A 24,808-nucleotide genomic window follows, 5' to 3' on the forward strand; every position below is an offset into this window, starting at 1 on the left:
AGGCGGATGTCCGGCCACTCTAAATGGGCTACGACGAAGCACAAGAAGGCCGTGATCGATGCCAAGCGCGGCAAGCTCTTCGCGAAGCTGATCAAGAACATCGAGGTCGCGGCGCGCACCGGCGGCGCCGACATCGACGGCAACCCGACCCTCTTCGACGCCATCCAGAAGGCGAAGAAGAGCTCCGTCCCCAACAAGAACATCGACTCCGCGGTCAAGCGCGGTGGCGGTCTCGAGGCGGGCGGCGTCGACTACGAGACCATCATGTACGAGGGTTACGGCCCCAACGGTGTCGCGGTGCTCATCGAGTGTCTCACCGACAACCGCAACCGTGCCGCCTCCGACGTGCGGGTCGCCATGACCCGCAACGGCGGCTCGATGGCCGACCCGGGCTCCGTCTCGTACCTCTTCAACCGCAAGGGCGTCGTGGTCGTCCCCAAGGGCGAGCTGACCGAGGACGACGTGCTCGGCGCGGTGCTCGACGCGGGCGCCGAGGAGGTCAACGACCTCGGTGAGTCCTTCGAGGTCCTGAGCGAGGCAACCGACCTGGTCGCGGTCCGCACCGCGCTCCAGGAGGCGGGCATCGACTACGACTCGGCGGACGCCAACTTCGTCCCGACCATGCAGGTCGAGCTCGACGAAGAGGGCGCGCGGAAGATCTTCAAGCTCATCGACGCGCTGGAGGACAGCGACGACGTACAGAACGTCTTCGCCAACTTCGACGTCTCCGACGAGGTCATGGAGAAGGTCGACGCGGCCTGAGGGCTGATCAGCACGTCGTACGGACGGGCCGACGGGACACGCTCCCGGCGGCCCGTCCGTGCGTTGTCAGAGCCAGCCGCTACTGTGCTGATCAGTCGAAAGAGTGAGGGGGCGGGACGCGATGCGCGTACTGGGCGTGGACCCGGGGCTGACCCGGTGCGGCGTCGGCGTGGTCGAAGGCGTCGCGGGCCGCCCCCTGAGGATGCTCGGGGTCGGAGTCGTCCGTACGCCGTCGGACGCCGAGCTGGGGGAGCGACTGGTCGCCATCGAGCGCGGCATAGAGGCGTGGCTCGACGAGTACCGGCCCGAATTCGTCGCCGTGGAGCGGGTGTTCAGCCAGCACAACGTCCGTACGGTCATGGGTACGGCCCAGGCCAGCGCGGTCGCCATGCTCTGCGCGGCGCGGCGCGGGCTGCCCGTCGCCCTGCATACGCCCAGTGAGGTCAAAGCGGCGGTCACCGGAATGGGCCGGGCCGAGAAGGACCAGGTCGGTGCCATGGTGACCCGGCTGCTGCGGCTGGACGCACCGCCCAAACCGGCCGACGCCGCCGACGCCCTCGCGCTCGCCATCTGTCACATCTGGCGCGCCCCCGCGGTCAACCGCCTCCAGCAGGCGCACGCCGCGGCCCGCGTGCCCCGCATCCCCGTACGGAAGGTCACGCGATGATCGCGTTCGTCAGCGGCCCGGTCGCCGCACTCGCCCCCACCACGGCGGTCATCGAGGTCGGCGGCATCGGCATGGCCGTGCAGTGCACGCCGAACACGCTGTCCACGCTGCGCATGGGCCAGGACGCGAAGCTCGCGACCTCCCTGGTCGTACGCGAGGACTCGCTGACCCTCTACGGCTTCGCCGACGACGACGAGCGGCAGGTCTTCGAGCTGCTCCAGACCGCCAGCGGCGTCGGCCCCCGGCTCGCCCAGGCCATGCTCGCCGTGCACTCGCCCGACGCGCTGCGCCTGGCCGTCTCCACGGGTGACGAGAAGGCGCTCACCGCCGTGCCGGGCATCGGGAAGAAGGGCGCCCAGAAGCTGCTCCTCGAACTGAAGGGGCGTCTGGGGGAGCCGCTCGGCGCCGGTGGCCACGTCGGCGCCCAGCGCGTCGCGTCGGGGCCCGCACCGTGGGGCGAGCAGCTCCAGGCCGCGCTCATCGGTCTCGGGTACGCGTCGCGCGAGGCCGAGGAGGCGGTCGCGGCGGTGGCCCCGCAGGCAGAGGCGGCCCTCGCCGAGGGCAGCCGGCCGCCCGTGCCGCAGCTGCTGCGCGCCGCGCTCCAGACCCTCAACCGCGCCCGCTGATTCGAGAGATCCGTAAATGAACTGGGACGACACCGGACCCGACATCGACCAGCGGCTGGTCGACTCCGGCTCCGACGGCGAGGACCAGGCCGTCGAGGCGGCGCTGCGCCCCAAGGACCTCGACGAGTTCGTGGGCCAGGAGAAGGTCCGCGAGCAGCTCGACCTGGTCCTGCGGGCGGCCCGCGCGCGCGGCGCCACCGCCGACCACGTGCTGCTGTCCGGCGCCCCCGGCCTCGGCAAGACAACCCTCTCGATGATCATCGCGGCCGAGATGAACGCCCCGATCCGCATCACCTCGGGCCCCGCCATCCAGCACGCCGGAGACCTCGCCGCGATCCTCTCCTCCCTCCAGGAGGGCGAGGTGCTCTTCCTCGACGAGATCCACCGGATGTCCCGGCCGGCCGAAGAGATGCTCTACATGGCCATGGAGGACTTCCGCGTCGACGTGATCGTCGGCAAGGGGCCCGGCGCCACCGCCATCCCGCTGGAGCTGCCCCCCTTCACCCTGGTCGGCGCCACCACCAGGGCCGGACTGCTGCCGCCCCCGCTGCGCGACCGCTTCGGCTTCACCGGCCACATGGAGTTCTACGAACCCGCCGAGCTGGAGCGTGTCATCCACCGCTCAGCCCGCCTCCTCGATCTGGAGATAGACGCGGAGGGCGCCGCCGAGATCGCCGGACGCTCCCGCGGTACGCCCCGTATCGCCAACCGCCTGCTGCGCCGCGTCCGTGACTACGCCCAGGTCAAGGCCGACGGCGTGATCGACCGTGACATCGCCGCCGCCGCTCTCAAGGTGTACGAGGTCGACGCCCGTGGCCTCGACCGCCTCGACCGGGCCGTGCTCGGCGCGCTGCTCAAGCTGTTCGGCGGCGGGCCCGTGGGACTGTCCACGCTGGCGGTGGCGGTGGGGGAGGAGCGGGAGACGGTCGAAGAGGTGGCCGAGCCCTTCCTCGTACGGGAAGGCCTGCTGGCCCGTACGCCGAGGGGCCGGGTGGCCACGCCTGCCGCCTGGGCGCACCTGGGGCTCGTACCGCCTCGGCAGGGTAACGGAGGAAACGGACAAACGAGGCTCTTCGGGACGTGATGGACCTGACGGCGCGGACGGTCGCTCTGTCAGGAACCACGGTGCGATGCTGGGCGTTGTTCCATTGATGCGGACTCGCTTAGACTCCGCCGATGCCGCCCTTCCAGGTCGGCGTGCCCACCCCCCGTAGATCAGGCCGCTCCCCGGCGCGGTCGTGCGAAGGAATTTCCGTCCCGTGAATATCGTGACCCTCCTCCCCTTCATCGTGCTCATCGGGGCCATGTTCCTGATGACCCGGTCCGCCAAGAAGAAGCAGCAGGCGGCTGCGCAGATGCGCAACGAAATGCAGCCCGGCACCGGCGTCCGGACGATCGGGGGCATGTACGCCACCGTCAAGGAAGTCAACGACGACACGGTCCTCCTCGAGGTCGCGCCGGGCGTGCACGCCGTCTACGCGAAGAACTCCATCGGCGCCGTCCTCGACGACGAGGAGTACAACCGCATCGTCCACGGCGACGGTGACCTCAAGATCGACGCTCCGGTCGTCCCGGACGACGCCTCCTCGCTGACCGAGTCCGCGGGCGCGGACAAGGACGAGGACGACGTCGCGCGTATCGACCTCGGCAAGAAGGCCGAGGGGGACGACGCGGAGAAGGCGCACGACGCGGCCGGCGACGAGCCGAAGGACAAGAAGTCCGACGGCGAGAGCGACGCGAAGTAGTCACGTAGGGGGACCGCGGCGCGCCCACCGGCGTACCCCGGTCCCCGGATCGTGTCGACTTCCGCGGGGCTGGGCCCCACATACTTCGTGGCCGCCTTGGCGCTCACCCGGCGCGGGGGCGGTTGGACAGGGAGAAACGAGAAGGTGGCAGCACCGAAGAAGGGCCGCAGGCCCGCGGGGGCTCCGGGCAGGCCAGGGCGCGCCCTGGCTCTGATCCTGATCGCCATGGTCGCGCTCACCGGCGGGATGTTCGCGGCCGGTGAGCTCACGCCGCGTCTGGGCATCGACCTCGCCGGCGGCACGAGCATCACGCTCAAGGCCAAGCCCGAGCCGGGCAAGCCGAACGCGATCAACAAGACCAACATGGACACGGCGGTCGGCATCATCGACCGCCGTGTCAATGGTCTGGGTGTCTCTGAGGCCGAGGTTCAGACTCAGGGCGAAGAGAACATCATCGTCAACATCCCCAGGGGAACGAACGAGAAGCAGGCGCGGGAGCAGGTCGGTACGACCGCTCAGCTCTACTTCCGCCCTGTGGTGACGTACACCGCCGGTACCCCGACGCCCGACGCCACCCCTTCCCCGAAGCCCTCGGCGGGCGGCAAGGACCCCAAGTCCACGCCGACCGCCACGCCGACGGCCGGTGCCACCACGCAGGGCCGCGCAGTGACGGACGGGCTCAAGAAGGCCCCGACGCCGACCCCCACGGGCAGCGCGTCCAAGAGCCCGGACAAGAGCGACAAGCCGGACGCCGCGCTGTCGCCCGATCCCGCGACCGCCGCGCTGGAAAAGAAGTTCGCGGCTCTGGACTGCACCAAGAAGACCGAGCGCGTACAGGCCAACCTGGGCGTCAAGCCCGAGGACCCGATGGTCGCCTGCGGTAAGAACAACGCGGGTGAGTGGGAGAAGTACATCCTGGGCCCGGCCGAGGTCAACGGCAAGGACGTCGACGACGCCAGCGCCACGCTCGACACCCAGCGCGGTGGCGGCTGGAAGGTGAACATGGAGTTCACCAGCGCCGGCTCCAAGAAGTTCCAGAAGATCACCAGCCAGCTGTCGCAGCAGCAGCCGCCGCAGAACCAGTTCGCCATCGTCCTCGACGGCGAGGTCGTCTCGGCCCCCTCGGTCAACACGACCCTGAGCGCCAACGCGGAGATCTCCGGCAGCTTCACCCAGGAGTCCGCCCAGGACCTGGCCAACATCCTGTCGTACGGCGCGCTGCCGCTCTCCTTCAGCGAGGAGACCGTCACCACCGTCACCGCCGCGCTCGGCGGTGAGCAGCTCAAGGCCGGTCTGATCGCCGGTGCGATCGGTCTCGCGCTGGTCGTCATCTACCTGCTCGCCTACTACCGCGGCCTGGCGTTCGTCGCGATCGTGAGCCTCATCGTCTCCGCGATCCTGACCTACACGATCATGACGCTGCTCGGCCCGGGCATCGGCTTCGCACTGAACCTGCCCGCGGTGTGTGGTGCGATCGTTGCCATCGGCATCACCGCGGACTCGTTCATCGTGTACTTCGAACGCATCCGTGACGAGATCCGCGACGGCCGTACGCTCAAGCCCGCTGTGGAGCGTGCCTGGCCGCGTGCCCGGCGCACGATCATGGTCTCCGACTTCGTGTCGTTCCTCGCCGCCGCGGTGCTGTTCGTCGTGACCGTCGGCAAGGTGCAGGGCTTCGCGTTCACACTCGGCCTCACCACCCTGCTCGACGTGGTCGTGGTGTTCCTCTTCACCAAGCCGCTGATGACGCTGCTGGCGCGTACGAAGTTCTTCGGCCAGGGCCACCCATGGTCCGGCCTGGACCCGAAGCGGCTCGGCGTACAGCCTCCACTGCGCCGTACCCGTCGCGTCACCGCCCCCATCGACCCGAAGGAGGCCTGAGATGTCCCGACTCGGCAGTCTCGGCGCCCGCCTCTACAACGGTGAGGTCGGTTACGACTTCGTCGGCAAGCGGAAGATCTGGTACGGCCTCTCGATCCTGATCACCATCACGGCCATCGTCGGCCTGGCGGTGCGCGGTCTGGTCATGGGCATCGAGTTCGAGGGCGGCGCGGTCTTCACGACGGCCAAGACGGGTGTCTCCGTCGCCCAGGTCCAGGAGGACGCCGAAAAGGCCTCCGGGCACGAGGCGATCGTCCAGGAGCTCGGCAACGGCGGCATGCGCATCCAGATCAGTGGTCTGGACACCGCCACCGCCAACCCGGTCAAGGACGAGCTCGCGAAGGACCTCGGCGTCGCGCCGGACGACATCACCTCCGAGCTGGTCGGACCCAGCTGGGGCGAGCAGATCGCCAACAAGGCCTGGACCGGCCTCGCGATCTTCATGGTGCTGGTGGTCATCTACCTCGCCATCGCCTTCGAGTGGCGCATGGCTGCGGCCGCCCTCATCGCCCTGGTCCACGACCTCACCATCACCGTCGGTGTGTACGCACTGGTCGGCTTCGAGGTCACACCCGGCACCGTGATCGGTCTGCTGACGATCCTCGGTTACTCCCTCTACGACACCGTCGTCGTCTTCGACGGTCTCAAGGAGGGGTCGAAGGACATCACCAAGCAGACGCGCTGGACGTACAGCGAGATCGCCAACCGCAGCCTCAACGGCACCCTGGTGCGTTCCATCAACACCACCGTCGTCGCGCTGCTCCCGGTGGCGGGCCTGCTGTTCATCGGCGGCGGTGTGCTGGGCGCCGGCATGCTCAACGACATCTCGCTGTCGCTCTTCGTCGGCCTGGCGGCCGGTGCGTACTCCTCGATCTTCATCGCCACTCCGCTCGTCGCCGACCTGAAGGAACGCGACCCGCAGATGAAGGCCCTGAAGAAGCGCGTGCTCGCCAAGCGGGCAGCCGCCGAGGCGCGGGGCGAGTCGGCGGACGACGCCGGCGACGCTTCCGGCGAGCCGCAGGACCGGTTCCCGGAAGACGCCGCGCCCGCCGGCGCGGTCGTCGGCCAGCGCCCGGCCGACCGTGGCCGCCCCGGCCGGGGCAAGCCGTCGGGGAAGCGCCGATGACGGCGACAGCCACGCAGGATCTGCTGCTCAGCCGCATCCGTGACGTACCGGACTATCCGAAGCCCGGCGTGATGTTCAAGGACATCACCCCGCTGCTCGCGGACCCGGTGGCGTTCACGGCGCTGACGGACGCCCTCGCGGAGCTGTGCGTACGCTGCGGCGCCACGAAGATCGTCGGTCTGGAGGCCCGCGGCTTCATCCTGGCCGCGCCGGTCGCCGTCCGCGCCGGCCTCGGCTTCATCCCCGTACGCAAGGCGGGGAAGCTGCCGGGTGCGACGCTGAAGCAGGCGTACGAGCTGGAGTACGGCACCGCCGAGATCGAGATCCACGCCGAGGACCTGGCCGACGGCGACCGCGTCATCGTCATCGACGACGTCCTCGCCACCGGCGGCACCGCCGAGGCCTCGCTGGAGCTCATCCGGCGGGCCGGTGCGCAGGTCGCCGGGGTCGCGGTCCTCATGGAACTCGGGTTCCTGGGCGGCCGCAGCCGCCTGGAACCGGCGCTCCACGGGGCTCCGCTGGAGGCCTTGATCACGGTCTGACCAGCACGGCTGTACGTGATGGGCGGGTCTCCGAGGAATTCGGGGACCCGCCTTTCGCGTTGGCTCAGGTATCAGGCCCGGGGCGAACCGGAAGCCAGGCATCGTTACCATGGGCTTTCCGGGCCTGACCGGGGGACCCGGACCCGCACGAGGAGCGCTCTTGCCAGACGAGGCCCAGCCACTCTCCCCCAGCTCCCGTCCGGGGGAGTCCGCAGCCGCGCAGCCCGACCAGCAGCAGCAGGCCGCCAAGGCCGCGGCGCGCCCGGTCACGCCCGCGTCGGGCCCGCCGGTCACGCCCGCGAAGGGCGGCCCTCCCACGAGCAGCGGCGCCCCCGCCAAGAGCGGCGTCCCCGCTGAGAACCCCGAGCCCACCGGCAAGCCGAAGAACGCCCCCGAGCGGGCCGGCGGCTCCACGCCGTCGGCGTCCGCCCCCAAGCCGGTCCAGGGCTCCACCCCGCGCTCCGGCAGCGGCGGCTCCTCCAACCGCGTACGGGCCCGGCTCGCCCGGCTGGGCGTACAGCGCTCCAGCCCGTACAACCCGGTCCTCGAACCACTGCTGCGGGCCGTCCGCAGCAACGACCCGAAGATCGAGACGTCGACGCTCCGCCAGATCGAGCGCGCCTACCAGGTCGCCGAGCGCTGGCACCGCGGCCAGAAGCGCAAGAGCGGCGACCCGTACATCACGCACCCGCTCGCCGTGACGACGATCCTCGCCGAGCTCGGCATGGACCCGGCGACCCTCATGGCGGGCCTGCTGCACGACACCGTCGAGGACACCGAGTACGGCCTGGACACCCTGCGCCGTGACTTCGGCGACCAGGTCGCGCTGCTCGTCGACGGCGTCACCAAGCTCGACAAGGTCAAGTTCGGCGAGGCCGCGCAGGCCGAGACCGTACGCAAGATGGTCGTCGCCATGGCCAAGGACCCGCGCGTCCTGGTCATCAAGCTCGCCGACCGCCTGCACAACATGCGCACCATGCGCTATCTCAAGCGGGAGAAGCAGGAGAAGAAGGCCCGCGAGACGCTTGAGATCTACGCGCCCCTGGCTCACCGCCTGGGCATGAACACCATCAAGTGGGAGCTGGAGGACCTCGCCTTCGCGATCCTCTACCCCAAGATGTACGACGAGATCGTGCGGCTCGTCGCGGAGCGCGCGCCCAAGCGCGACGAATACCTCGCCATAGTGACCGACGAGGTCCAGTCCGACCTGCGCGCCGCCCGCATCAAGGCCACCGTCACCGGCCGGCCGAAGCACTACTACAGCGTCTACCAGAAGATGATCGTCCGCGGCCGTGACTTCGCGGAGATCTACGACCTGGTGGGGATTCGTGTCCTTGTCGACACGGTCCGCGACTGTTACGCCGCCCTCGGCACCGTGCACGCGCGATGGAACCCGGTCCCCGGCCGGTTCAAGGACTACATCGCGATGCCGAAGTTCAACATGTACCAGTCGCTGCACACGACGGTCATCGGCCCCAGCGGCAAGCCCGTCGAACTCCAGATCCGTACGTTCGACATGCACCGCCGTGCCGAGTACGGCATCGCCGCGCACTGGAAGTACAAGCAGGAGGCCGTCGCCGGCGCCTCCAAGGTCCGTACCGACGTACCCAAGAACACCGGCCGCGGCCAGGACACCGTCAACGACATGGCGTGGCTGCGCCAGCTCCTGGACTGGCAGAAGGAGACCGAGGACCCCAGCGAGTTCCTGGAGTCCCTGCGCTTCGACCTCTCCCGCAACGAGGTCTTCGTCTTCACGCCCAAGGGCGACGTCATAGCGCTGCCGGCCGGTGCGACACCCGTCGACTTCGCGTACGCCGTCCACACCGAGGTCGGCCACCGCACCATAGGAGCGCGGGTCAACGGGCGGCTCGTACCGCTCGAATCGACCCTCGACAACGGCGACCTGGTGGAGGTCTTCACCTCCAAGGCGGCCGGCGCCGGCCCGTCCCGCGACTGGCTCGGCTTCGTCAAGTCGCCGCGCGCCCGCAACAAGATCCGCGCCTGGTTCTCCAAGGAGCGCCGCGACGAGGCCATAGAGCAGGGCAAGGACGCCATCGCGCGGGCCATGCGCAAGCAGAACCTGCCGATCCAGCGCATCCTCACCGGCGACTCGCTCGTCACGCTCGCGCATGAGATGCGCTACAGCGACATCTCCTCGCTGTACGCCGCGATCGGCGAGGGCCACGTCACCGCGCAGAGCATCGTCCAGAAGCTCGTCCAGGCGCTCGGCGGCGAAGAGGCCGCCACCGAGGACATCGCCGAGAGCGCACCGCCGTCGCGCGGCCGCGGCAAGCGGCGCTCGAACGCCGACCCGGGTGTCGTGGTCAAGGGCGTCGACGACGTGTGGGTCAAGCTGGCCCGCTGCTGTACGCCCGTACCCGGCGACCCCATCATCGGGTTCGTCACGCGCGGCAGCGGCGTATCGGTGCACCGCGCGGACTGCGTCAACGTCGATTCGCTGTCGAAGGAGCCGGAGCGCATCCTCGACGTCGAATGGGCCCCGACCCAGTCGTCGGTGTTCCTGGTCGCCATCCAGGTCGAGGCGCTGGACCGGTCCCGGCTGCTCTCGGACGTCACCCGCGTCCTGTCCGACCAGCACGTCAACATCCTGTCCGCGGCGGTCCAGACGTCCCGCGACCGGGTGGCCACCTCGCGCTTCACCTTCGAGATGGGCGACCCCAAGCACCTGGGCCACGTCCTGAAGGCGGTGCGCGGCGTGGAGGGCGTGTACGACGTCTACCGCGTCACCTCGGCCCGCCGGCCGTAGCCCCTCTTTGCGGCTAAGCCGCCGCCGCTCTCGCGGAGGTGGTTGCTCGCCGTCGGGGTTCCTCAATTCATGGTTGCTGTTCCATACGACAACGGCCCCGGTACGGATGTGTACCGGGGCCGCTGCACGTACGGGGTGGTCAGCCGCCGAACTCCTCCAGGCCCTTCAGCGCCTGGTCGAGCAGCGCCTGCCGGCCTTCGAGCTCGCGGGCGAGCTTGTCCGCCTTGGCGTTGTTGCCCGCCGCACGGGCCGCCTCGACCTGCCCCCGCAGCTTGTCGACGGCGTCCTGGAGCTGGCCCGTCAGACCCGCGGCGCGGGCGCGCGCCTCAGGGTTCGTACGACGCCACTCGTTCTCCTCGGTCTCCTGAAGCGCCTTCTCCACCGCGTGCATCCGGCCCTCGACCTTCGGGCGGGCGTCGCGCGGCACGTGGCCGATGGCCTCCCAGCGCTCGTTGATGGAGCGGAACGCGGCCCTGGCCGCCTTCAGGTCCTTCACCGGCACGAGCTTCTCGGCCTCGGCCGCGAGCTCCTCCTTGAGCTTGAGGTTGTCGGCCTGCTCGGCGTCCCGCTCCGCGAACACCGCGCTGCGCGCCGCGAAGAAGACGTCCTGAGCGCCGCGGAAGCGGTTCCACAGGCCGTCCTCGGCCTCGCGCTGGGCGCGGCCCGCGGCCTTCCACTCGGTCATCAGGTCGCGGTAACGGGCGGCCGTAGCGGCCCAGTCGGTCGACCCCGAAAGGCTCTCCGCCTCCGCGACCAGCTTCTCCTTTGCCTTACGGGCCTCCTCGCGCTGGGCGTCCAGCGAGGCGAAGTGGGCCTTGCGCCGCTTGGAGAACGCCGAGCGGGCGTGCGAGAAGCGGTGCCACAGCTCGTCGTCGGACTTCCGGTCGAGCCTCGGCAGGCCCTTCCAGATGTCCACGAGCGCCCGCAGCCGCTCACCGGCGGCCCGCCACTGCTCGCTCTGGGCCAGCTCCTCGGCCTCGACGACCAGCGCCTCCTTGGCGTGCTTCGCCTCGTCGGTCTGCTTGGCCTTCTCCGCCTTGCGCTCCTCGCGGCGCGCCTCGACCGTCGCCACCAGCGCGTCGAGGCGCTTGCTCAGCGCGTCGAGGTCACCGACCGCGTGGTGCTCGTCGACCTGCTGACGCAGATGGTCGATCGCGGCATGGGCGTCCTTGGCCGACAGGTCGGTGGTCTTCACCCGCCGTTCGAGGAGGCCGATCTCGACAACCAGGCCCTCGTACTTGCGCTCGAAGTAGGCCAGGGCCTCCTCGGGAGATCCCGCCTGCCAGGAACCGACGACCTTCTCGCCGTCGGCCGTACGCACGTACACGGTGCCGGTCTCATCGACGCGGCCCCACGGGTCGCTGCTCACAGCGCCTCCTCCACATGACGCCTGCGAGGGGCTGTTCACCCCCGGGCATCGTCCACAGTTTCTTTCGCGGGGCCACAGACGCCCTGCACACCGCCAACATAGGCGAACGGCAGGGCGGCTGTCCGCATCCCGCACTTCCGGATTTACTTGGTGACGGTCGCCTTGTCGATGACGACGGTGGCATTGGGCGTCCCGTCGCCCTGACCGGTCGCCTCACCCGCGTCAGCGATCTTCTTCAGCACGTCCTGACCACCCTTGATGGTTCCGAACGGTGTGTAGTTGGGCGGCAACTTGCTGTCCTGGTACACGAGGAAGAACTGGCTGCCGCCGGTCCCCGGACCCGCGTTCGCCATCGCGACCGTGCCCGCCGGGTAGACGCCGCCCTTGAGCTTCGGGTCCTTCAGGTTCTCGTCGGGGAGCTTGTAGCCGGGGGTACCCGAGCCCTGCCCCGTCGGGTCGCCGCACTGCAACACGTAAATGCCGCTGGTCGTCAGCCGGTGGCACTTCGTGTGGTCGAAATAGCCCTTCGAGGCGAGGAAGTTGAAGGAGTTCACCGTGCGCGGGGCCTTCGCCGGGTCCAGGCCGAGCGTGATGTCGCCGCAGGTGGTGTCCAGCTTCATCGTGTACGACGCCGACTTGTCGACGGTGAGCGCCGGCTCCTTCTTGTACGGCAGCTTCTTGACCGAGCCCGGGGCGGGCTTCTCGCACGGGTCGGGCGCCTTCGACGGCGTGGTACTCGCCGACGCGTCGGCGACGGTGTCGTCCTTGTCGTCGCCGCCCAGCACGCCCGTCGCGAACGCCGTCGCCCCGGCCGCGAGCACCACGGCGAGCGTCGAGGCGATCACGGCGCTGCGGCGGCGCGCCTTGCGCCGGGCCTCGGCGCGGCGCTGCTGCTGGCGTTCGAACTTTTCCCGGGCGAGCTGGCGCCGCCGCTGATCGCTGCTGACCACCGGTGTTCTCCTCGTACGTCTCGTCTGTCACTGCTGTCCGCACTGCTGTCCGGCCGAGCCGAGCTTGCCCGTACCGTATATGGGTTCGCTGTGCGATGAGCGGCGCCGGTAGGCTCTGATCTGCTGCAATCGGCAGCGGCATCTCCCGCCGGACGACATATTGAGGACGATCGTGCTTATTGCCGGGTTCCCCGCCGGGGCCTGGGGGACCAACTGTTACGTGGTCGCCCCCGCCGCGGGCGAGGAGTGCGTGATCATCGACCCGGGTCACCAGGCCACCGCGGGCGTCGAGGAAACGCTCGCGAAGCATCGCCTCAAGCCCGTCGCGGTCGTCCTCACCCACGGCCACATCGACCATGTCGCCTCGGTCGTCCCGGTGTGCGGAGCGCACGACGTACCGGCGTGGATCCACCCCGCCGACCGGTACATGATGAGCGACCCCGAGAAGGCTCTCGGCCGCTCGATCGGCATGCCGCTGATGGGCGAGCTGACCGTCGGCGAGCCGGACGACGTCAAGGAGCTTTACGACGGCGCGGAGCTGAAGCTGGCGGGCCTCGGCTTCACCGTCTCGCACGCGCCCGGCCATACCAAGGGGTCGGTGACCTTCAGGATGCCCGAGCAGGCCGACATCCCGTCGGTCTTCTTCTCGGGCGACCTGCTGTTCGCCGGCTCCGTCGGACGCACCGACCTGCCCGGCGGCGACCATGCCGAGATGCTCGAGTCGCTGGCCCGTGTGTGCCTGCCGCTCGACGACTCGACCGTGGTGCTGTCCGGCCACGGCCCCCAGACGACCATCGGCCGCGAGCGCGCCACCAACCCGTATCTGACCGGTCTGGCCGCCGCTCCCCGACGAGGAATGTGACGAGACTTCCTGTGAGCACCTTCAAGGCCCCCAAGGGCACGTACGACCTCATCCCGCCGGACTCCGCGAAGTTCCTGGCGGTGCGTGAGGCGATCTCCGCGCCCCTGCGCAACTCCGGCTACGGCTACATCGAGACGCCCGGCTTCGAGGACGTCGCCCTCTTCTCGCGCGGTGTCGGCGAGTCCACCGACATCGTCAGCAAGGAGATGTACGCCTTCGAGACCAAGGGCGGCGACAAGCTGGCGCTGCGCCCCGAGGGCACCGCTTCCGTACTGCGCGCCGCCCTGGAAGCCAACCTGCACAAGAGCGGCAACCTGCCGGTCAAGCTCTGGTACTCCGGCTCGTACTACCGCTACGAGCGCCCGCAGAAGGGCCGTTACCGCCACTTCTCACAGGTCGGCGCCGAGGCGATCGGCGCGGAGGACCCGGCCCTCGACGCCGAGCTGATCATCCTGGCCGACCAGGCGTACCGCTCGCTGGGCCTGTCGCAGTTCCGCATCCTGCTGAACTCGCTGGGCGACAAGGAGTGCCGGCCCGTCTACCGGGAGGCCCTCCAGGGCTTCCTGCGCGACCTCGAACTGGACGAGGACACCCGCCGTCGCATCGAGATCAACCCGCTGCGGGTGCTCGACGACAAGCGCGCCGAGGTCCAGAAGCAGCTCGTGGGCGCGCCGATGCTGCGCGACTACCTGTGCGACGCGTGCAAGGCGTACCACGAGCAGGTGCGCGAGCTGCTGAACGCGGCGGGCGTCGCCTACGAGGACGACGAGAAGCTGGTGCGCGGCCTCGACTACTACACGCGCACGACGTTCGAGTTCGTCCACGACGGTCTCGGCTCGCAGTCCGCGGTGGGCGGCGGCGGCCGCTACGACGGCCTGTCCGAAATGATCGGCGGCCCCGCGCTGCCGTCCGTCGGCTGGGCGCTCGGCGTGGACCGTACGGTGCTGGCGCTGGAGGCGGAGGGCGTCGAGCTCGACCTGCCCGCCACCACCAGCGTGTACGCGGTGCCGCTCGGCGAGGAGGCGCGCCGCGTCCTGTTCGGTACGGTCACCGAGCTGCGCAGGGCGGGTGTCGCGGCCGACTTCGCGTACGGCGGCAAGGGCCTCAAGGGCGCCATGAAGAACGCCAACCGCTCGGGCGCCCGCTACACGATCGTCGCCGGCGAGCGGGATCTGGCCGACGGCCAGGTCCAGCTGAAGGACATGGAGACCGGCGAGCAGGTGCCGGTCGCCCTGGACGCGGTCACCGCGGAGCTCCGGCGCCGCCTGGCCTGAGAGCTGTCCGCAGGGACGGGGGCCCGGCCGTTGCGACGACGGCCGGGCCCCCGTCCGTTTCGAGGTCCGCCCGTACACGCCCGGACAACCGCTCGTACGGTCAACTTCGTGGGTGCGGATTCCCCCTGCCGGGCCAGGCCGGTTCCGGACAGGCCGGTACGGGGCCTCCTGCGCCGGGCCGATGCCCCGAATCGTTGCTTCGCGCCGGTCAACAGCTCTGCCGGAAGGCACGCGGCGGGACGTCCGTGCGTACCTCCTTATGTCCATCGAACGGTGGACACGGGTGGCGGTGCGGCAGAATGACCCTGTCCGGCAGCCCACTCAGCGACGGAACGGCGATATGACGACTGCAGCGGTAGACGACCGCACCTACAACGGTGCGCAGGAAGGCCCGCAGGGCACGACCGGCAGCGGCCGTCCCTTCGCCCTGCTGCTGGTGATCACGGGTCTGGCCGGACTGCTGGCCTCCTGGGTCATCACGATCGACAAGTTCAAGCTCCTGGAGGACCCGGGTTTCCAGCCGGGATGCAGCCTCAACCCCGTGGTCGCGTGCGGCAACATCATGAAGAGCGAGCAGGCCTCGGCCTTCGGCTTCCCCAACCCGATGCTGGGGCTCGTCACTTACGCGATGGTCGTCGCCATCGGCGTGGGCCTGCTGGCCGGCGCGCGCTACCGCCGCTGGTTCTGGCTCGGCCTGAACGCGGGCACTCTTTTCGGCGTCGGCTTCTGCACCTGGCTTCAGTACCAGTCGCTGTACAACATCGGCTCGCTGTGCCTGTGGTGCTGTCTGGCCTGGGTCGCCACGATCGTGATGTTCTGCTACGTCACCACGCACAACATCAAGCACCGGATCCTCCCGGCCCCCAGCGGCCTGCGCAGCGCACTGACGGAGTTCCACTGGGTGCCGCCGGTCCTGTGGACCGGGATCATCGGCATGCTGATCCTGACCCGCTGGTGGACGTTCTGGACCAGCTGAGCGGTATCCGCTCCGACGGCGTTGTCAGTGGGCTGACATAGGCTTCATGCGTGGAGCCAGACCTGTTCACCGCAGCCGCCGAAGACCGCCAGCTCAAGGATCCGTCGAGCAGCCCCCTCGCCGTACGGATGCGTCCGCGCACCCTCGACGAGGTCGTCGGCCAGCAGCATCTGCTGAAGCCGGGGGCCCCGCTGCGCCGGCTGGTCGGGGAGGGCAGCGGCGGGCCCGCCGGACCCTCCTCGGTGATCCTCTGGGGGCCGCCCGGCATCGGAAAGACGACTCTGGCGTACGTCGTCAGCCTGGCCACTCAGAAGCGGTTCGTCGAGCTGTCCGCGATCACCGCCGGGGTGAAGGAAGTCCGGGCCGTCATCGACGGCGCCCGCCGCGCCTCCGGTGGCTACGGCAAGGAGACCGTCCTCTTCCTCGACGAGATCCACCGCTTCAGCAAGGCCCAGCAGGATTCGCTGCTGCCCGCCGTCGAGAACCGCTGGGTCACGCTCATCGCGGCGACCACCGAGAACCCGTACTTCTCGATCATCTCCCCGCTCCTCTCCCGCTCCCTCCTGCTCACGCTGGAGTCGCTGACCGACGACGGTCTGCGCTCCCTGGTGCACCGGGCCCTCACGGAGGAGCGCGGTCTCGGCGGCGCGGTCACGCTCTCCGACGACGCCGAGGCTCATCTGCTGCGGATCGCGGGCGGTGACGCCAGGCGCGCGCTCACCGCGCTGGAAGCGGCCGCGGGAGCGGCCATCTCCAAGGGCGAGGACGAGATCACGCTCGAAACGGTCGAGGAGACGGTCGACCGCGCGGCGGTGAAGTACGACCGTGACGGCGACCAGCACTACGACGTGGCGAGCGCCCTCATCAAGTCCATCCGCGGCTCGGACGTCGACGCGGCGCTGCACTACCTGGCCCGCATGATCGAGGCGGGGGAGGACCCCCGGTTCATCGCCCGCCGGCTGATGATCTCGGCCAGCGAGGACATCGGCCTGGCCGACCCGACCGCGCTGCCGACGGCCGTCGCCGCCGCCCAGGCCGTGGCCATGATCGGCTTCCCCGAGGCCGCTCTCACCCTCAGCCACGCGACCATCGCGCTGGCCCTCGCGCCCAAGTCCAACGCCGCGACGAACGCGATCTTCGCCGCCCAGGCCGACGTACGGAAGGGCATGGCGGGCCCGGTCCCCGCGCACCTGCGCGACGGCCACTACAAGGGCGCGGCCAAGCTCGGCCACGCCCAGGGGTACGTCTATCCGCACGATGTGCCCGGCGCGATCGCCGCCCAGCAGTACGCTCCGGACGCCGTGCAGGGCCGCCACTACTACGAGCCCACGCGTTACGGCGCGGAAGCCCGTTACGCCGACGTCGTCGAGAAGGTGCGGGGCAGGCTGCGCGGCGACGGCGGTCAGGCCGATGCCCGTCCCTGACCCGTCTGCTTCTTCAGCCCGACTTCTTCAGCCCGACGCGGCCGCCTCGAAAAGCTGATGCATGGCGCGGCGCAGCCCGGCGATGTCGCGCACCGGTTCGCGGAAGTCGAACCGCGCGTCGAAGACGCGTCGGCCGGCGCCGCCGCTGAAGCGCACCCGCAGTCCGAAGCGGTCCAGTGCCACGGGCACCGCACGGGTTCCCGCAGCCCGGTCGCCGGCCAGAGCGCACAACTGCCGCACCTGGTCGCCGTGCGCCGCGTGCAGATGCTGGAGCAGCTCGGCTTCGTACTCCACCAGCGGATCCGCCGCCGCCGACGCGAAGGCCTCGGGCTCGACCATTCCCGTGCCCCACAGATCGTCCACCCGCGCCTCGCCGACCTCGAGCCGCAGCAGCATGCGCCCGGGCTCCGCCACCCCGCGTACGCAGGTGAGCCAGCCGGAGATCCAGGCACGGCTCCGGATACGGTTGGGCACCGAGACCGGCGCGACATCCGTGATCTCCAGCACCACGGGCAGCTCGTCGTCCTGCGCGTGCGTGGCGGCCCGTACGGCCGGTGAATCCGCGGGGAACACCAGCAGCACCTCGCCGTCGGGCCCCAGGCTCCGCTCCTCGGGCATCAGCTGCTCGGGACGGACCGGGAAAGGGCCCGGGAGAAGCAGCACCGCGGAGGAGGTACTCTGTACGAGAGTTCGTGTGCGCTCGGCTGCTGACGGCATCCGCGCGATTTCAAGTCCGCTGGGACGCGGCTGACCACGATCTGATCGGACCTCCGTCGCGTCGACACCTTTGATGTCGGCCTTCTTTGTGTTGTCCGTGACGTGACTGGTGTTCCCCGGACGAGACATGCGATCTCCTTGAGTAAGGTGAGCCTAACCTAACCTACAACGGAGGTCTGGAGAACGTGCCTAACCAGTCGCGTCCCAAGGTCAAGAAGTCCCGTGCGCTCGGCATCGCGCTGACGCCCAAGGCTGTCAAGTACTTCGAGGCCCGTCCGTACCCGCCGGGCGAGCACGGCCGTGGACGCAAGCAGAACTCGGACTACAAGGTCCGTCTGCTCGAGAAGCAGCGTCTGCGCGCCCAGTACGACATCAGCGAGAAGCAGATGGCCCGTGCCTACGACCGCGCCAAGAAGGCCGAAGGCAAGACCGGCGAGGCCCTGGTCATCGAGCTCGAGCGCCGCCTCGACGCCCTCATTCTTCGTTCGGGCATCGCCCGCACGATCTACCAGGCCCGTCAGATGGTCGTCCACGGCCACATCGAGGTCAACGGTGGCAAGGTCGACAAGCCGTCGTTCCGTGTCCGTCCCGACGACGTCGTGATGGTCCGCGAGCGCAGCCGCGAGAAGCACCCCTTCCAGGTTGCCCGCGAGGGTGGCTACGACACCGACGGTGAGACGCCGCGCTACCTCCAGGTGAACCTGAAGGCCCTGGCCTTCCGCCTGGACCGCGACCCGAACCGCAAGGAAATCCCGGTCATCTGCGACGAGCAGCTCGTCGTCGAGTACTACGCCCGCTGATCGAGCGGCCGTAGTCGGGCAAGTGCCTCAGCCCGTCGTCTTCTCGTTCCGTACGGAACGGGGGGCGGCGGGCTCGCGCGTGTTCGGGGTACTGCTCCTGGCCGTCGCGGAGGCCGCGCGCGGCAGGGGCGGGGCAGGCGCCGGACGGGGCGGCCCTTCGAGCGCCCTGGCCACCGCCGCGTCCAGGCCGAGCGAGGCGCCCTCGCACCGGAACGTCTCGTACCGGCCGTCGCCGAGCCGCTCGCGCGCCTGCTCCTCGCACAGCGCGTGCGGCGCGTTGTAGTACGCCGACCCGAACAGCGGCAGCCCCACCGACGGCCAGATCCGCTCGGCCGCGCCCTGGAGCACGGCCGCCTCCGCCGGATCGCCGGCGTCGAGGGTGACCAGCGCCAGCAGCTCCAGGGCCAGCACCACGCCGAGCAGATCGTTGAACGCGTGGTCGATCGCGAGGCACTCCAGCAGCAGTTCCCGGGCCCGGCTCAGCCGGCCGTCCGTATGCGCCGCATAGGCCCGGACGTACAGCGCGTACGCGAGGGCCCAGCGCTCCCCGTGGTCCTCGCAGATCTCGGTGACCTCCTCGCAGATCGCGACGGCCTGCGCCAGATCGCCGCGGAAGGCCACCGCCATCGCCAGCTCGATCTGCGCCATCAGCACGTTGCTGTTGAGCTCCCCGATCTCCTGGTAGCGGGCGAGGGCCTCACGCAGCAGCTCCTCGGCGCGCGGCATGTCGTCGGAGACCAGCGCGAGGCAGCCCGACCGGTGCACGGCGTACGCCGCCGCGAGGGCGTTCGCGCTGAGCTCGGCGCCCTCGCGGCACTCCTGGAGGGCGGCGAGCGCCCCGATGGCGTCGCCCTGCAGCACGGCCACATAGCCGAGCACCCACAGTGCCTTCAGCCGGTGCGCCTCGTGCCGGCTCTCCGACTCCAGTACGCGGTCGAGCCAGTGCCGCCCCTCCGACAGGCGACCGCAGCCCACCCAGTAGAACCACAGCGTGCCCGCCAGGTACTGGCTCAGATGCACGTCCTGCGGGTGCTCCAGCGAGTACTCCATCGCCCGGCGCAGGTTGGGCAGTTCACTGTCGACGCGCGCCGCCACCTCCGCCTGCCGGGGACTGAACCAGTCCAGCTCGCACCAGGTCGCGAGTCCCAGGTACCAGTCGCGGTGCCTGCGGTGCACGCGCTCCGCGTCGCCCATGGCCGCCAGCCACTCGGCGCCGTACTCCCGGACGGTGTCGAGCATCCGGTAGCGGACCCCTGCCGCGGTGTCCTCGCGGACCACGACGGACTGCGTGATCAGATCCGTGATCACATCCAGGAGGCCGAGCACGCCCTCGTCCGGCAGTTCCGGGCCGCCACAGACGTACTCGGCCGCTTCCAGGTCGAACGGCCCGGCGAACACCGAGAGCCGCGCCCACAGCAACCGCTGCTCAGGCGTGCACAGCTCGTGGCTCCAGCCGATCGCGGTACGCAGTGTCTGGTGGCGGGGGAGGGCGCCGCGGGTGGAACCGGTCAGCAGGCGGAAACGGTTGTCGAGCCGGTCGAGCACCTGCTCGACGGAGAGGGCCCTCAGCCGCCCGGTCGCCAGCTCCAGGGCGAGCGGAATCCCGTCCAGGCGACGGCACAGCTCGTGCACGGCGGCGCTGTTGGCGTCCGTCAGCCGGAAGCCGGGCTGCCCGGCGGCGGCCCGGTCGACGAAGAGCCGTACCGCGTCCGGGTCCGGCATCGGCGGCAGGGGGAAGGACTGTTCGCCGTCGACGCTCAGCGGAAGCCGTCCTGTGGCCAGCACGGTAAGGCCGGGAGCGCGCCGCAGCAGCTCCCTGACCAGCGCGGCGACGGCGTCCACGAGATGCTCGAAGCCGTCGAGTACGAGCAGCAGCCGGCGCGTCGCGAGATGCTCCACCAGCACCGTGCGCGGCGGCTTGCTGGTGTGGTCGGTCAGGCCCAGCGCCTCGACGACCGCGTGCTCCATGAGGCCGGGATCCGTGAGAGCGGACAGCTCGGCGAGCCGGACCCCGTCGCAGTACCGTTCCCGCAGGTCGCACGCGGTGCGCAGCGCGAAACGGGTCTTGCCGACGCCGCCGACACCGGTCACGGTCACCAGCCGCGAGTCCTCCAGCAGACGGCCCAGCTCCGCCAGTTCGGCGCGGCGCCCGACGAAGGAATTCAGCTCCGCCGGGAGGTCGCCGTGAACAGGGGAGTGGGACCCGGAAGGGGAAGTGCGTCGCATGGGACACGGAGCGTACCGATCCGTAAGCACTCCGTACAATCAGGCCGGACAGCTCCCGCTCCCCGAGCCCGTAATGCGGTACGGACCCGGAGTCCCGGCGCGATAGGCTCGCAAGACGACTTTTATCGATGGCAGGGAGCGGTGCAAAGTGTCCGGTGGAGAGGTGGCCGGCATCCTGGTGGCGGTCTTCTGGGCGATTCTGGTCTCATTCCTCGCGGTGGTGCTGGTGAGACTGGCTCAGACGCTCAGGGCGACGACCAGACTCGTCGCGGACGTGACCGAACAGGCCGTCCCGCTGCTGGCGGACGCCTCCGCGACGGTGCGGTCGGCGCAGACCCAGCTCGACCGGGTCGACGCCATCGCGACCGACGTCCAGGAAGTCACCTCCAACGCGTCCGCGCTCTCGACGACCGTCGCATCGACCTTCGGCGGCCCGCTCGTCAAGGTCGCCGCCTTCGGGTACGGCGTACGCCGGGCGATCGGCCGCGGCAAGGACGCTCCGGCGGAGCAGCCGTCGCGTCGCACTGTGATCGCCGGCCGGACCGTGCCGTCCGCCCGGCGCAGGAAGCGGAAGGGCTGAAGCCGCAATGTTCCGCCGTACGTTCTGGTTCACGGCAGGCGCCGCCGCCGGCGTGTGGGCCACCACCAAGGTCAACCGCAAGCTCAAGCAGCTGACGCCCGAGAGCCTCGCCGCGCAGGCCGCCGACAAGGCGATCGAAGCAGGTCACCGGCTCAAGGACTTCGCGCTCGACGTCAAGGCGGGAATGGCGCAGCGCGAAGCCGAACTCGGCGAAGCCCTCGGCCTCGAAGCGCGCAACGACCCCAAAGTCATCGAGCACCGCCGCGTCGCTGCTCTCGACCACAACAAGCATTCGTACAACCGGAATGAGGACCACTGATGGAGTCGGCTGAAATCCGCCGCCGCTGGCTGCGCTTCTTCGAGGAGCGCGGACACAACGTCGTGCCTTCGGCGTCGCTCATCGCGGACGACCCGACCCTGCTGCTGGTCCCCGCGGGCATGGTGCCCTTCAAGCCGTACTTCCTCGGCGAGGTCAAGCCGCCCGCCCCGCGCGTCACCAGCGTGCAGAAGTGCGTGCGTACGCCGGACATCGAAGAGGTCGGCAAGACCACCCGCCACGGCACGTTCTTCCAGATGTGCGGCAACTTCTCGTTCGGTGACTACTTCAAGGAAGGCGCCATCGAGTACGCCTGGGAGCTGCTCACCAGCTCCGTGGCGGACGGCGGCTACGGCCTCGACCCCGAGCGTCTGTGGATCACGGTCTACCTCGACGACGACGAGGCCGAGCAGATCTGGCGCGACAAGATCGGCGTACCGGCCGAGCGCATCCAGCGCCTGGGCAAGAAGGACAACTTCTGGTCCATGGGCGTGCCCGGACCGTGCGGCCCGTGCTCCGAGATCAACTACGACCGTGGCCCGGCCTTCGGCGTCGAGGGCGGCCCGGCCGTCAACGACGAGCGGTACGTGGAGATCTGGAACCTGGTCTTCATGCAGTACGAGCGGGGCGCCGGCGACGGCAAGGAAGACTTCCCGATCCTCGGCGACCTGCCGTCGAAGAACATCGACACCGGCCTCGGTCTCGAACGCCTGGCGATGATCCTCCAGGACGTACAGAACCTCTACGAGATCGACACCTCGATGGTGGTCATCGACAAGGCCACCGAGCTGACCGGTGTCCGCTACGGCGCCGACCACGCCTCGGACGTCTCGCTGCGCGTCGTCACCGACCACATGCGTACGTCGGTGATGCTCATCGGCGACGGCGTCACCCCCGGCAACGAGGGCCGCGGCTACGTGCTGCGCCGCATCATGCGCCGCGCCATCCGCAACATGCGCCTCCTGGGCGCCACCGGTCCCGTCGTCGCCGAGCTCGTCGACACCGTGATTACGTCGATGGGCCAGCAGTACCCGGAGCTCCTGACCGAGCGGGGGCGCATCGAGACCGTCGCCCTCGCCGAGGAGGCCGCTTTCACGAAGGCCCTCAAGGGCGGCACGAACATCCTCGACACGGCCGTGAGCGAGACCAAGGCCGCCGGCGGCAAGGTCCTCCCCGGCGACAAGGCGTTCCTGCTCCACGACACCTGGGGCTTCCCGATCGACCTCACCCTGGAGATGGCCGCCGAACAGGGCCTGTCCGTGGACGAGGACGGTTTCCGCCGCCTGATGAAGGAGCAGCGGGACCGGGCCAAGGCCGACGCCAAGGCCAAGAAGACCGGCCACGCCGACGTCTCCGCCTACCGCGAGGTCGCCGACAACTCCGGCACGACGGAGTTCACCGGCTACACCCACACCGAGGGCGAGTCGACCATCGTCGGCCTGCTCGTCGACGGGCTGCCCTCCCCGGCCGCCACCGAGGGCGACGAGGTCGAGGTAATCCTGGACCGCACGCCGTTCTACGCCGAGGGCGGCGGCCAGCAGGCCGACACCGGCCGCATCAAGCTGGACACGGGCGCCATCATCCAGGTGCGCGACGTACAACAGCCGGTCCCGGGCGTCTCCGTCCACAAGGGCTCCGTCCAGGTCGGTGAGGTGACCGTGGGCGCCTCCGCCTACGCCGCCATCGACCTCAAGCGCCGCCGCGCCATCGCCCGCGCCCACAGCGCCACGCACCTCACGCACCAGGCGCTGCGCGACGCGCTCGGCCCGACGGCCGCCCAGGCCGGTTCGGAGAACTCGCCGGGCCGCTTCCGCTTCGACTTCGGCTCCCCGAACGCCGTACCGGGCACCGTCCTCACCGACGTGGAGCACAAGATCAACGAAGTGCTCGCCCGTGAACTCGACGTCCAGGCCGAGGTCATGTCGATCGACGAGGCCAAGAAGCAGGGCGCCATCGCGGAGTTCGGCGAGAAGTACGGCGAGCGGGTGCGCGTCGTGACCATTGGCGACTTCTCCAAGGAGCTGTGCGGCGGTACGCACGTCCACAACACCGCCCAGCTGGGTCTGGTGAAGCTGCTCGGCGAGTCGTCGATCGGCTCCGGCGTGCGGCGCATCGAGGCCCTGGTCGGCGTCGACGCGTACAACTTCCTGGCTCGTGAGCACACGGTCGTCGCCCAGCTCCAGGAGCTGGTCAAGGGCCGTCCGGAGGAGCTGCCGGAGAAGATCTCCGGGATGCTCGCCAAGCTCAAGGACGCCGAGAAGGAGATCGAGAAGTTCCGCGCGGAGAAGGTCCTCCAGGCCGCCGCGGGTCTCGCCGCCGGTGCCAAGGACGTGCGGGGCGTAGCGGTCGTCACCGGCCAGGTGCCGGACGGCACGTCGGCCGACGACCTGCGCCGGCTCGTCCTCGACGTACGCGGCCGCATTCCGGGTGACCGCCCGACGGTCGTGGCGCTGTTCACCACCGCCAACGGCCGCCCGCTGACCGTCATCGCCACCAACGAGGCCGCCCGCGAGCGCGGTCTCAAGGCCGGCGAGCTGGTCCGTACGGCCGCCAAGACCCTCGGCGGCGGCGGTGGTGGCAAGCCGGACGTCGCCCAGGGCGGCGGCCAGAACCCGGAGGCCATCGGCGACGCCGTGGCCGCCGTCGAACGCGCTGTCGGCGAGAGCGCCTGATGCGACGCGGCCGTCGCCTCGCGATCGATGTCGGGGACGCCCGGATAGGGGTCGCCTCGTGCGACCCCGACGGGGTGCTGGCCACGCCGGTGGAGACCGTGCCGGGACGCGACGTCCCGGCCGCCCACCGGCGGCTGAGGCAGCTCGTCGAGGAGTACGAACCGATCGAGGTCGTGGTCGGCCTTCCTCGCTCCCTCAACGGGGGCGAGGGGCCGGCGGCCGTCAAGGTCCGGGCGTTCGCCCAGGAGCTCGCCGGCGGCATCGCGCCCGTTCCGGTGCGACTGGTCGACGAGAGGATGACCACAGTGACGGCCAGTCAGGGCCTGCGCGCTTCGGGCGTGAAGTCCAAGAAGGGCAGATCTGTCATCGACCAGGCGGCGGCAATTGTCATCCTTCAGAACGCTCTGGAGGCCGAACGGGTCTCCGGCCTTCCCCCGGGCGAGGGCGTCGAAGTGGTTGTCTGATCGCGATACGGTAACGTTCCGCGCGATGCGGCGGTGTTCGAACAGCTGCCGCACAAAGAAGA

General features: G+C 69.9%; 22 protein-coding genes. 18 read left to right on the top strand and 4 right to left on the bottom strand.

The features are described from left to right. Positions 1–6 precede the first annotated feature (6 nt). The 9 genes from J7E91_RS18240 to J7E91_RS18280 all read left to right on the top strand — a co-directional run bounded on the left by J7E91_RS18240 (position 7) and on the right by J7E91_RS18280 (position 10,116). The gene (locus tag J7E91_RS18240) at positions 7–762 is read left to right on the top strand and encodes a YebC/PmpR family DNA-binding transcriptional regulator (RefSeq protein WP_028814106.1); all 756 of its coding nucleotides are present in this window, start codon (positions 7–9) and stop codon (positions 760–762) included. A gap of 121 nt (positions 763–883) precedes the next feature. Then, the gene (ruvC, locus tag J7E91_RS18245) at positions 884–1,429 is read left to right on the top strand and encodes a crossover junction endodeoxyribonuclease RuvC (protein WP_214905687.1); all 546 of its coding nucleotides are present in this window, start codon (positions 884–886) and stop codon (positions 1,427–1,429) included. Further along, positions 1,426–2,055 carry a Holliday junction branch migration protein RuvA gene (ruvA, locus tag J7E91_RS18250; protein ID WP_214905690.1) on the top strand — a complete coding sequence of 210 codons (630 nt, stop codon included), beginning with the start codon at positions 1,426–1,428 and terminating at the stop codon, positions 2,053–2,055. The genes ruvC and ruvA overlap by 4 nt, the downstream gene beginning before the upstream one ends. 16 nt (positions 2,056–2,071) lie before the next feature. Next, positions 2,072–3,139, top strand: a complete 1,068-nt coding sequence (gene ruvB, locus J7E91_RS18255; RefSeq protein ID WP_214905693.1) for a Holliday junction branch migration DNA helicase RuvB — start codon at positions 2,072–2,074, stop codon at positions 3,137–3,139. Positions 3,140–3,314: 175 nt separating this feature from the next. Beyond that, the gene (gene yajC / locus J7E91_RS18260) at positions 3,315–3,800 is read left to right on the top strand and encodes a preprotein translocase subunit YajC (RefSeq protein ID WP_214905696.1); all 486 of its coding nucleotides are present in this window, start codon (positions 3,315–3,317) and stop codon (positions 3,798–3,800) included. A gap of 144 nt (positions 3,801–3,944) precedes the next feature. Next, a complete protein-coding gene (gene secD / locus J7E91_RS18265) occupies positions 3,945–5,681 on the top strand; it encodes a protein translocase subunit SecD (RefSeq protein ID WP_214905699.1) in 1,737 nt (578 codons plus the stop codon). A 1-nt stretch (position 5,682) separates the two neighbouring features. Further along, complete coding sequence (secF, locus tag J7E91_RS18270) at positions 5,683–6,807, top strand: protein translocase subunit SecF (protein ID WP_214905701.1); 1,125 nt, start codon at positions 5,683–5,685, stop codon at positions 6,805–6,807. After that, complete coding sequence (locus J7E91_RS18275; protein WP_214905704.1) at positions 6,804–7,349, top strand: adenine phosphoribosyltransferase; 546 nt, start codon at positions 6,804–6,806, stop codon at positions 7,347–7,349. The genes secF and J7E91_RS18275 overlap by 4 nt, the downstream gene beginning before the upstream one ends. A 160-nt stretch (positions 7,350–7,509) precedes the next feature. Continuing rightward, positions 7,510–10,116: a bifunctional (p)ppGpp synthetase/guanosine-3',5'-bis(diphosphate) 3'-pyrophosphohydrolase gene (locus tag J7E91_RS18280; RefSeq protein WP_214905707.1), complete on the top strand. Its 2,607-nt coding sequence runs from the start codon at positions 7,510–7,512 to the stop codon at positions 10,114–10,116. 139 nt (positions 10,117–10,255) lie between these two features. On the opposite strand, the gene J7E91_RS18285 is transcribed toward J7E91_RS18280, so the two are convergent. Then, positions 10,256–11,485, bottom strand: a complete 1,230-nt coding sequence (locus tag J7E91_RS18285; protein WP_214905709.1) for a DUF349 domain-containing protein — start codon at positions 11,483–11,485, stop codon at positions 10,256–10,258. Positions 11,486–11,628: 143 nt separating this feature from the next. Further along, positions 11,629–12,435: a peptidylprolyl isomerase gene (locus J7E91_RS18290; protein WP_214905712.1), complete on the bottom strand. Its 807-nt coding sequence runs from the start codon at positions 12,433–12,435 to the stop codon at positions 11,629–11,631. Positions 12,436–12,607: 172 nt separating this feature from the next. Here J7E91_RS18290 and J7E91_RS18295 point away from each other — a divergent pair, with 172 nt between their 5' ends. The 4 genes from J7E91_RS18295 (at position 12,608) to J7E91_RS18310 (ending at position 16,971) form a co-directional block, all read left to right on the top strand. Further along, a complete protein-coding gene (locus tag J7E91_RS18295; protein WP_214905715.1) occupies positions 12,608–13,297 on the top strand; it encodes an MBL fold metallo-hydrolase in 690 nt (229 codons plus the stop codon). Between the two features lie 11 nt (positions 13,298–13,308). Continuing rightward, positions 13,309–14,571: a histidine--tRNA ligase gene (gene hisS, locus J7E91_RS18300; protein WP_214905718.1), complete on the top strand. Its 1,263-nt coding sequence runs from the start codon at positions 13,309–13,311 to the stop codon at positions 14,569–14,571. A gap of 340 nt (positions 14,572–14,911) precedes the next feature. Beyond that, the gene (locus tag J7E91_RS18305) at positions 14,912–15,547 is read left to right on the top strand and encodes a vitamin K epoxide reductase family protein (RefSeq protein ID WP_214905720.1); all 636 of its coding nucleotides are present in this window, start codon (positions 14,912–14,914) and stop codon (positions 15,545–15,547) included. Positions 15,548–15,597: 50 nt separating this feature from the next. Further along, positions 15,598–16,971: a replication-associated recombination protein A gene (locus J7E91_RS18310; RefSeq protein ID WP_214905723.1), complete on the top strand. Its 1,374-nt coding sequence runs from the start codon at positions 15,598–15,600 to the stop codon at positions 16,969–16,971. Positions 16,972–16,998: 27 nt separating this feature from the next. Here the strand turns inward: J7E91_RS18310 and J7E91_RS18315 are convergent, their stop codons facing one another. Continuing rightward, positions 16,999–17,688 (bottom strand): DUF2470 domain-containing protein, encoded by a 690-nt coding sequence (locus tag J7E91_RS18315; RefSeq protein ID WP_214905726.1) that lies wholly within the window; start codon positions 17,686–17,688, stop codon positions 16,999–17,001. A gap of 185 nt (positions 17,689–17,873) precedes the next feature. Here J7E91_RS18315 and rpsD point away from each other — a divergent pair, with 185 nt between their 5' ends. Beyond that, positions 17,874–18,488, top strand: coding sequence for a 30S ribosomal protein S4 (gene rpsD / locus J7E91_RS18320; protein WP_028814090.1), 615 nt, complete (start codon positions 17,874–17,876; stop codon positions 18,486–18,488). 27 nt (positions 18,489–18,515) lie between these two features. On the opposite strand, the gene J7E91_RS18325 is transcribed toward rpsD, so the two are convergent. Continuing rightward, positions 18,516–20,714, bottom strand: a complete 2,199-nt coding sequence (locus J7E91_RS18325) for a regulator (protein WP_251015847.1) — start codon at positions 20,712–20,714, stop codon at positions 18,516–18,518. A gap of 148 nt (positions 20,715–20,862) precedes the next feature. Between J7E91_RS18325 and J7E91_RS18330 the strand changes: the two genes are divergently transcribed. The 4 genes from J7E91_RS18330 to ruvX are packed head-to-tail and all read left to right on the top strand — an operon-like array spanning position 20,863 to position 24,746. Continuing rightward, entirely contained in the window at positions 20,863–21,294 is a 432-nt protein-coding gene (locus tag J7E91_RS18330; RefSeq protein ID WP_028814089.1) for a DUF948 domain-containing protein, read from the top strand. Between the two features lie 7 nt (positions 21,295–21,301). After that, a complete protein-coding gene (locus J7E91_RS18335; RefSeq protein WP_214905729.1) occupies positions 21,302–21,613 on the top strand; it encodes a DUF6167 family protein in 312 nt (103 codons plus the stop codon). Further along, a complete protein-coding gene (gene alaS / locus J7E91_RS18340) occupies positions 21,613–24,282 on the top strand; it encodes an alanine--tRNA ligase (RefSeq protein WP_214905731.1) in 2,670 nt (889 codons plus the stop codon). Before J7E91_RS18335 ends, alaS begins: the two co-directional genes overlap by 1 nt. Then, complete coding sequence (gene ruvX / locus J7E91_RS18345; protein WP_214905747.1) at positions 24,282–24,746, top strand: Holliday junction resolvase RuvX; 465 nt, start codon at positions 24,282–24,284, stop codon at positions 24,744–24,746. Before alaS ends, ruvX begins: the two co-directional genes overlap by 1 nt. Positions 24,747–24,808: the final 62 nt, after the last annotated feature.

Origin of the sequence: Streptomyces sp. ISL-99 (assembly GCF_018614005.1) — a bacterium.
Lineage (GTDB): Bacteria > Actinomycetota > Actinomycetes > Streptomycetales > Streptomycetaceae > Streptomyces > Streptomyces flavidovirens.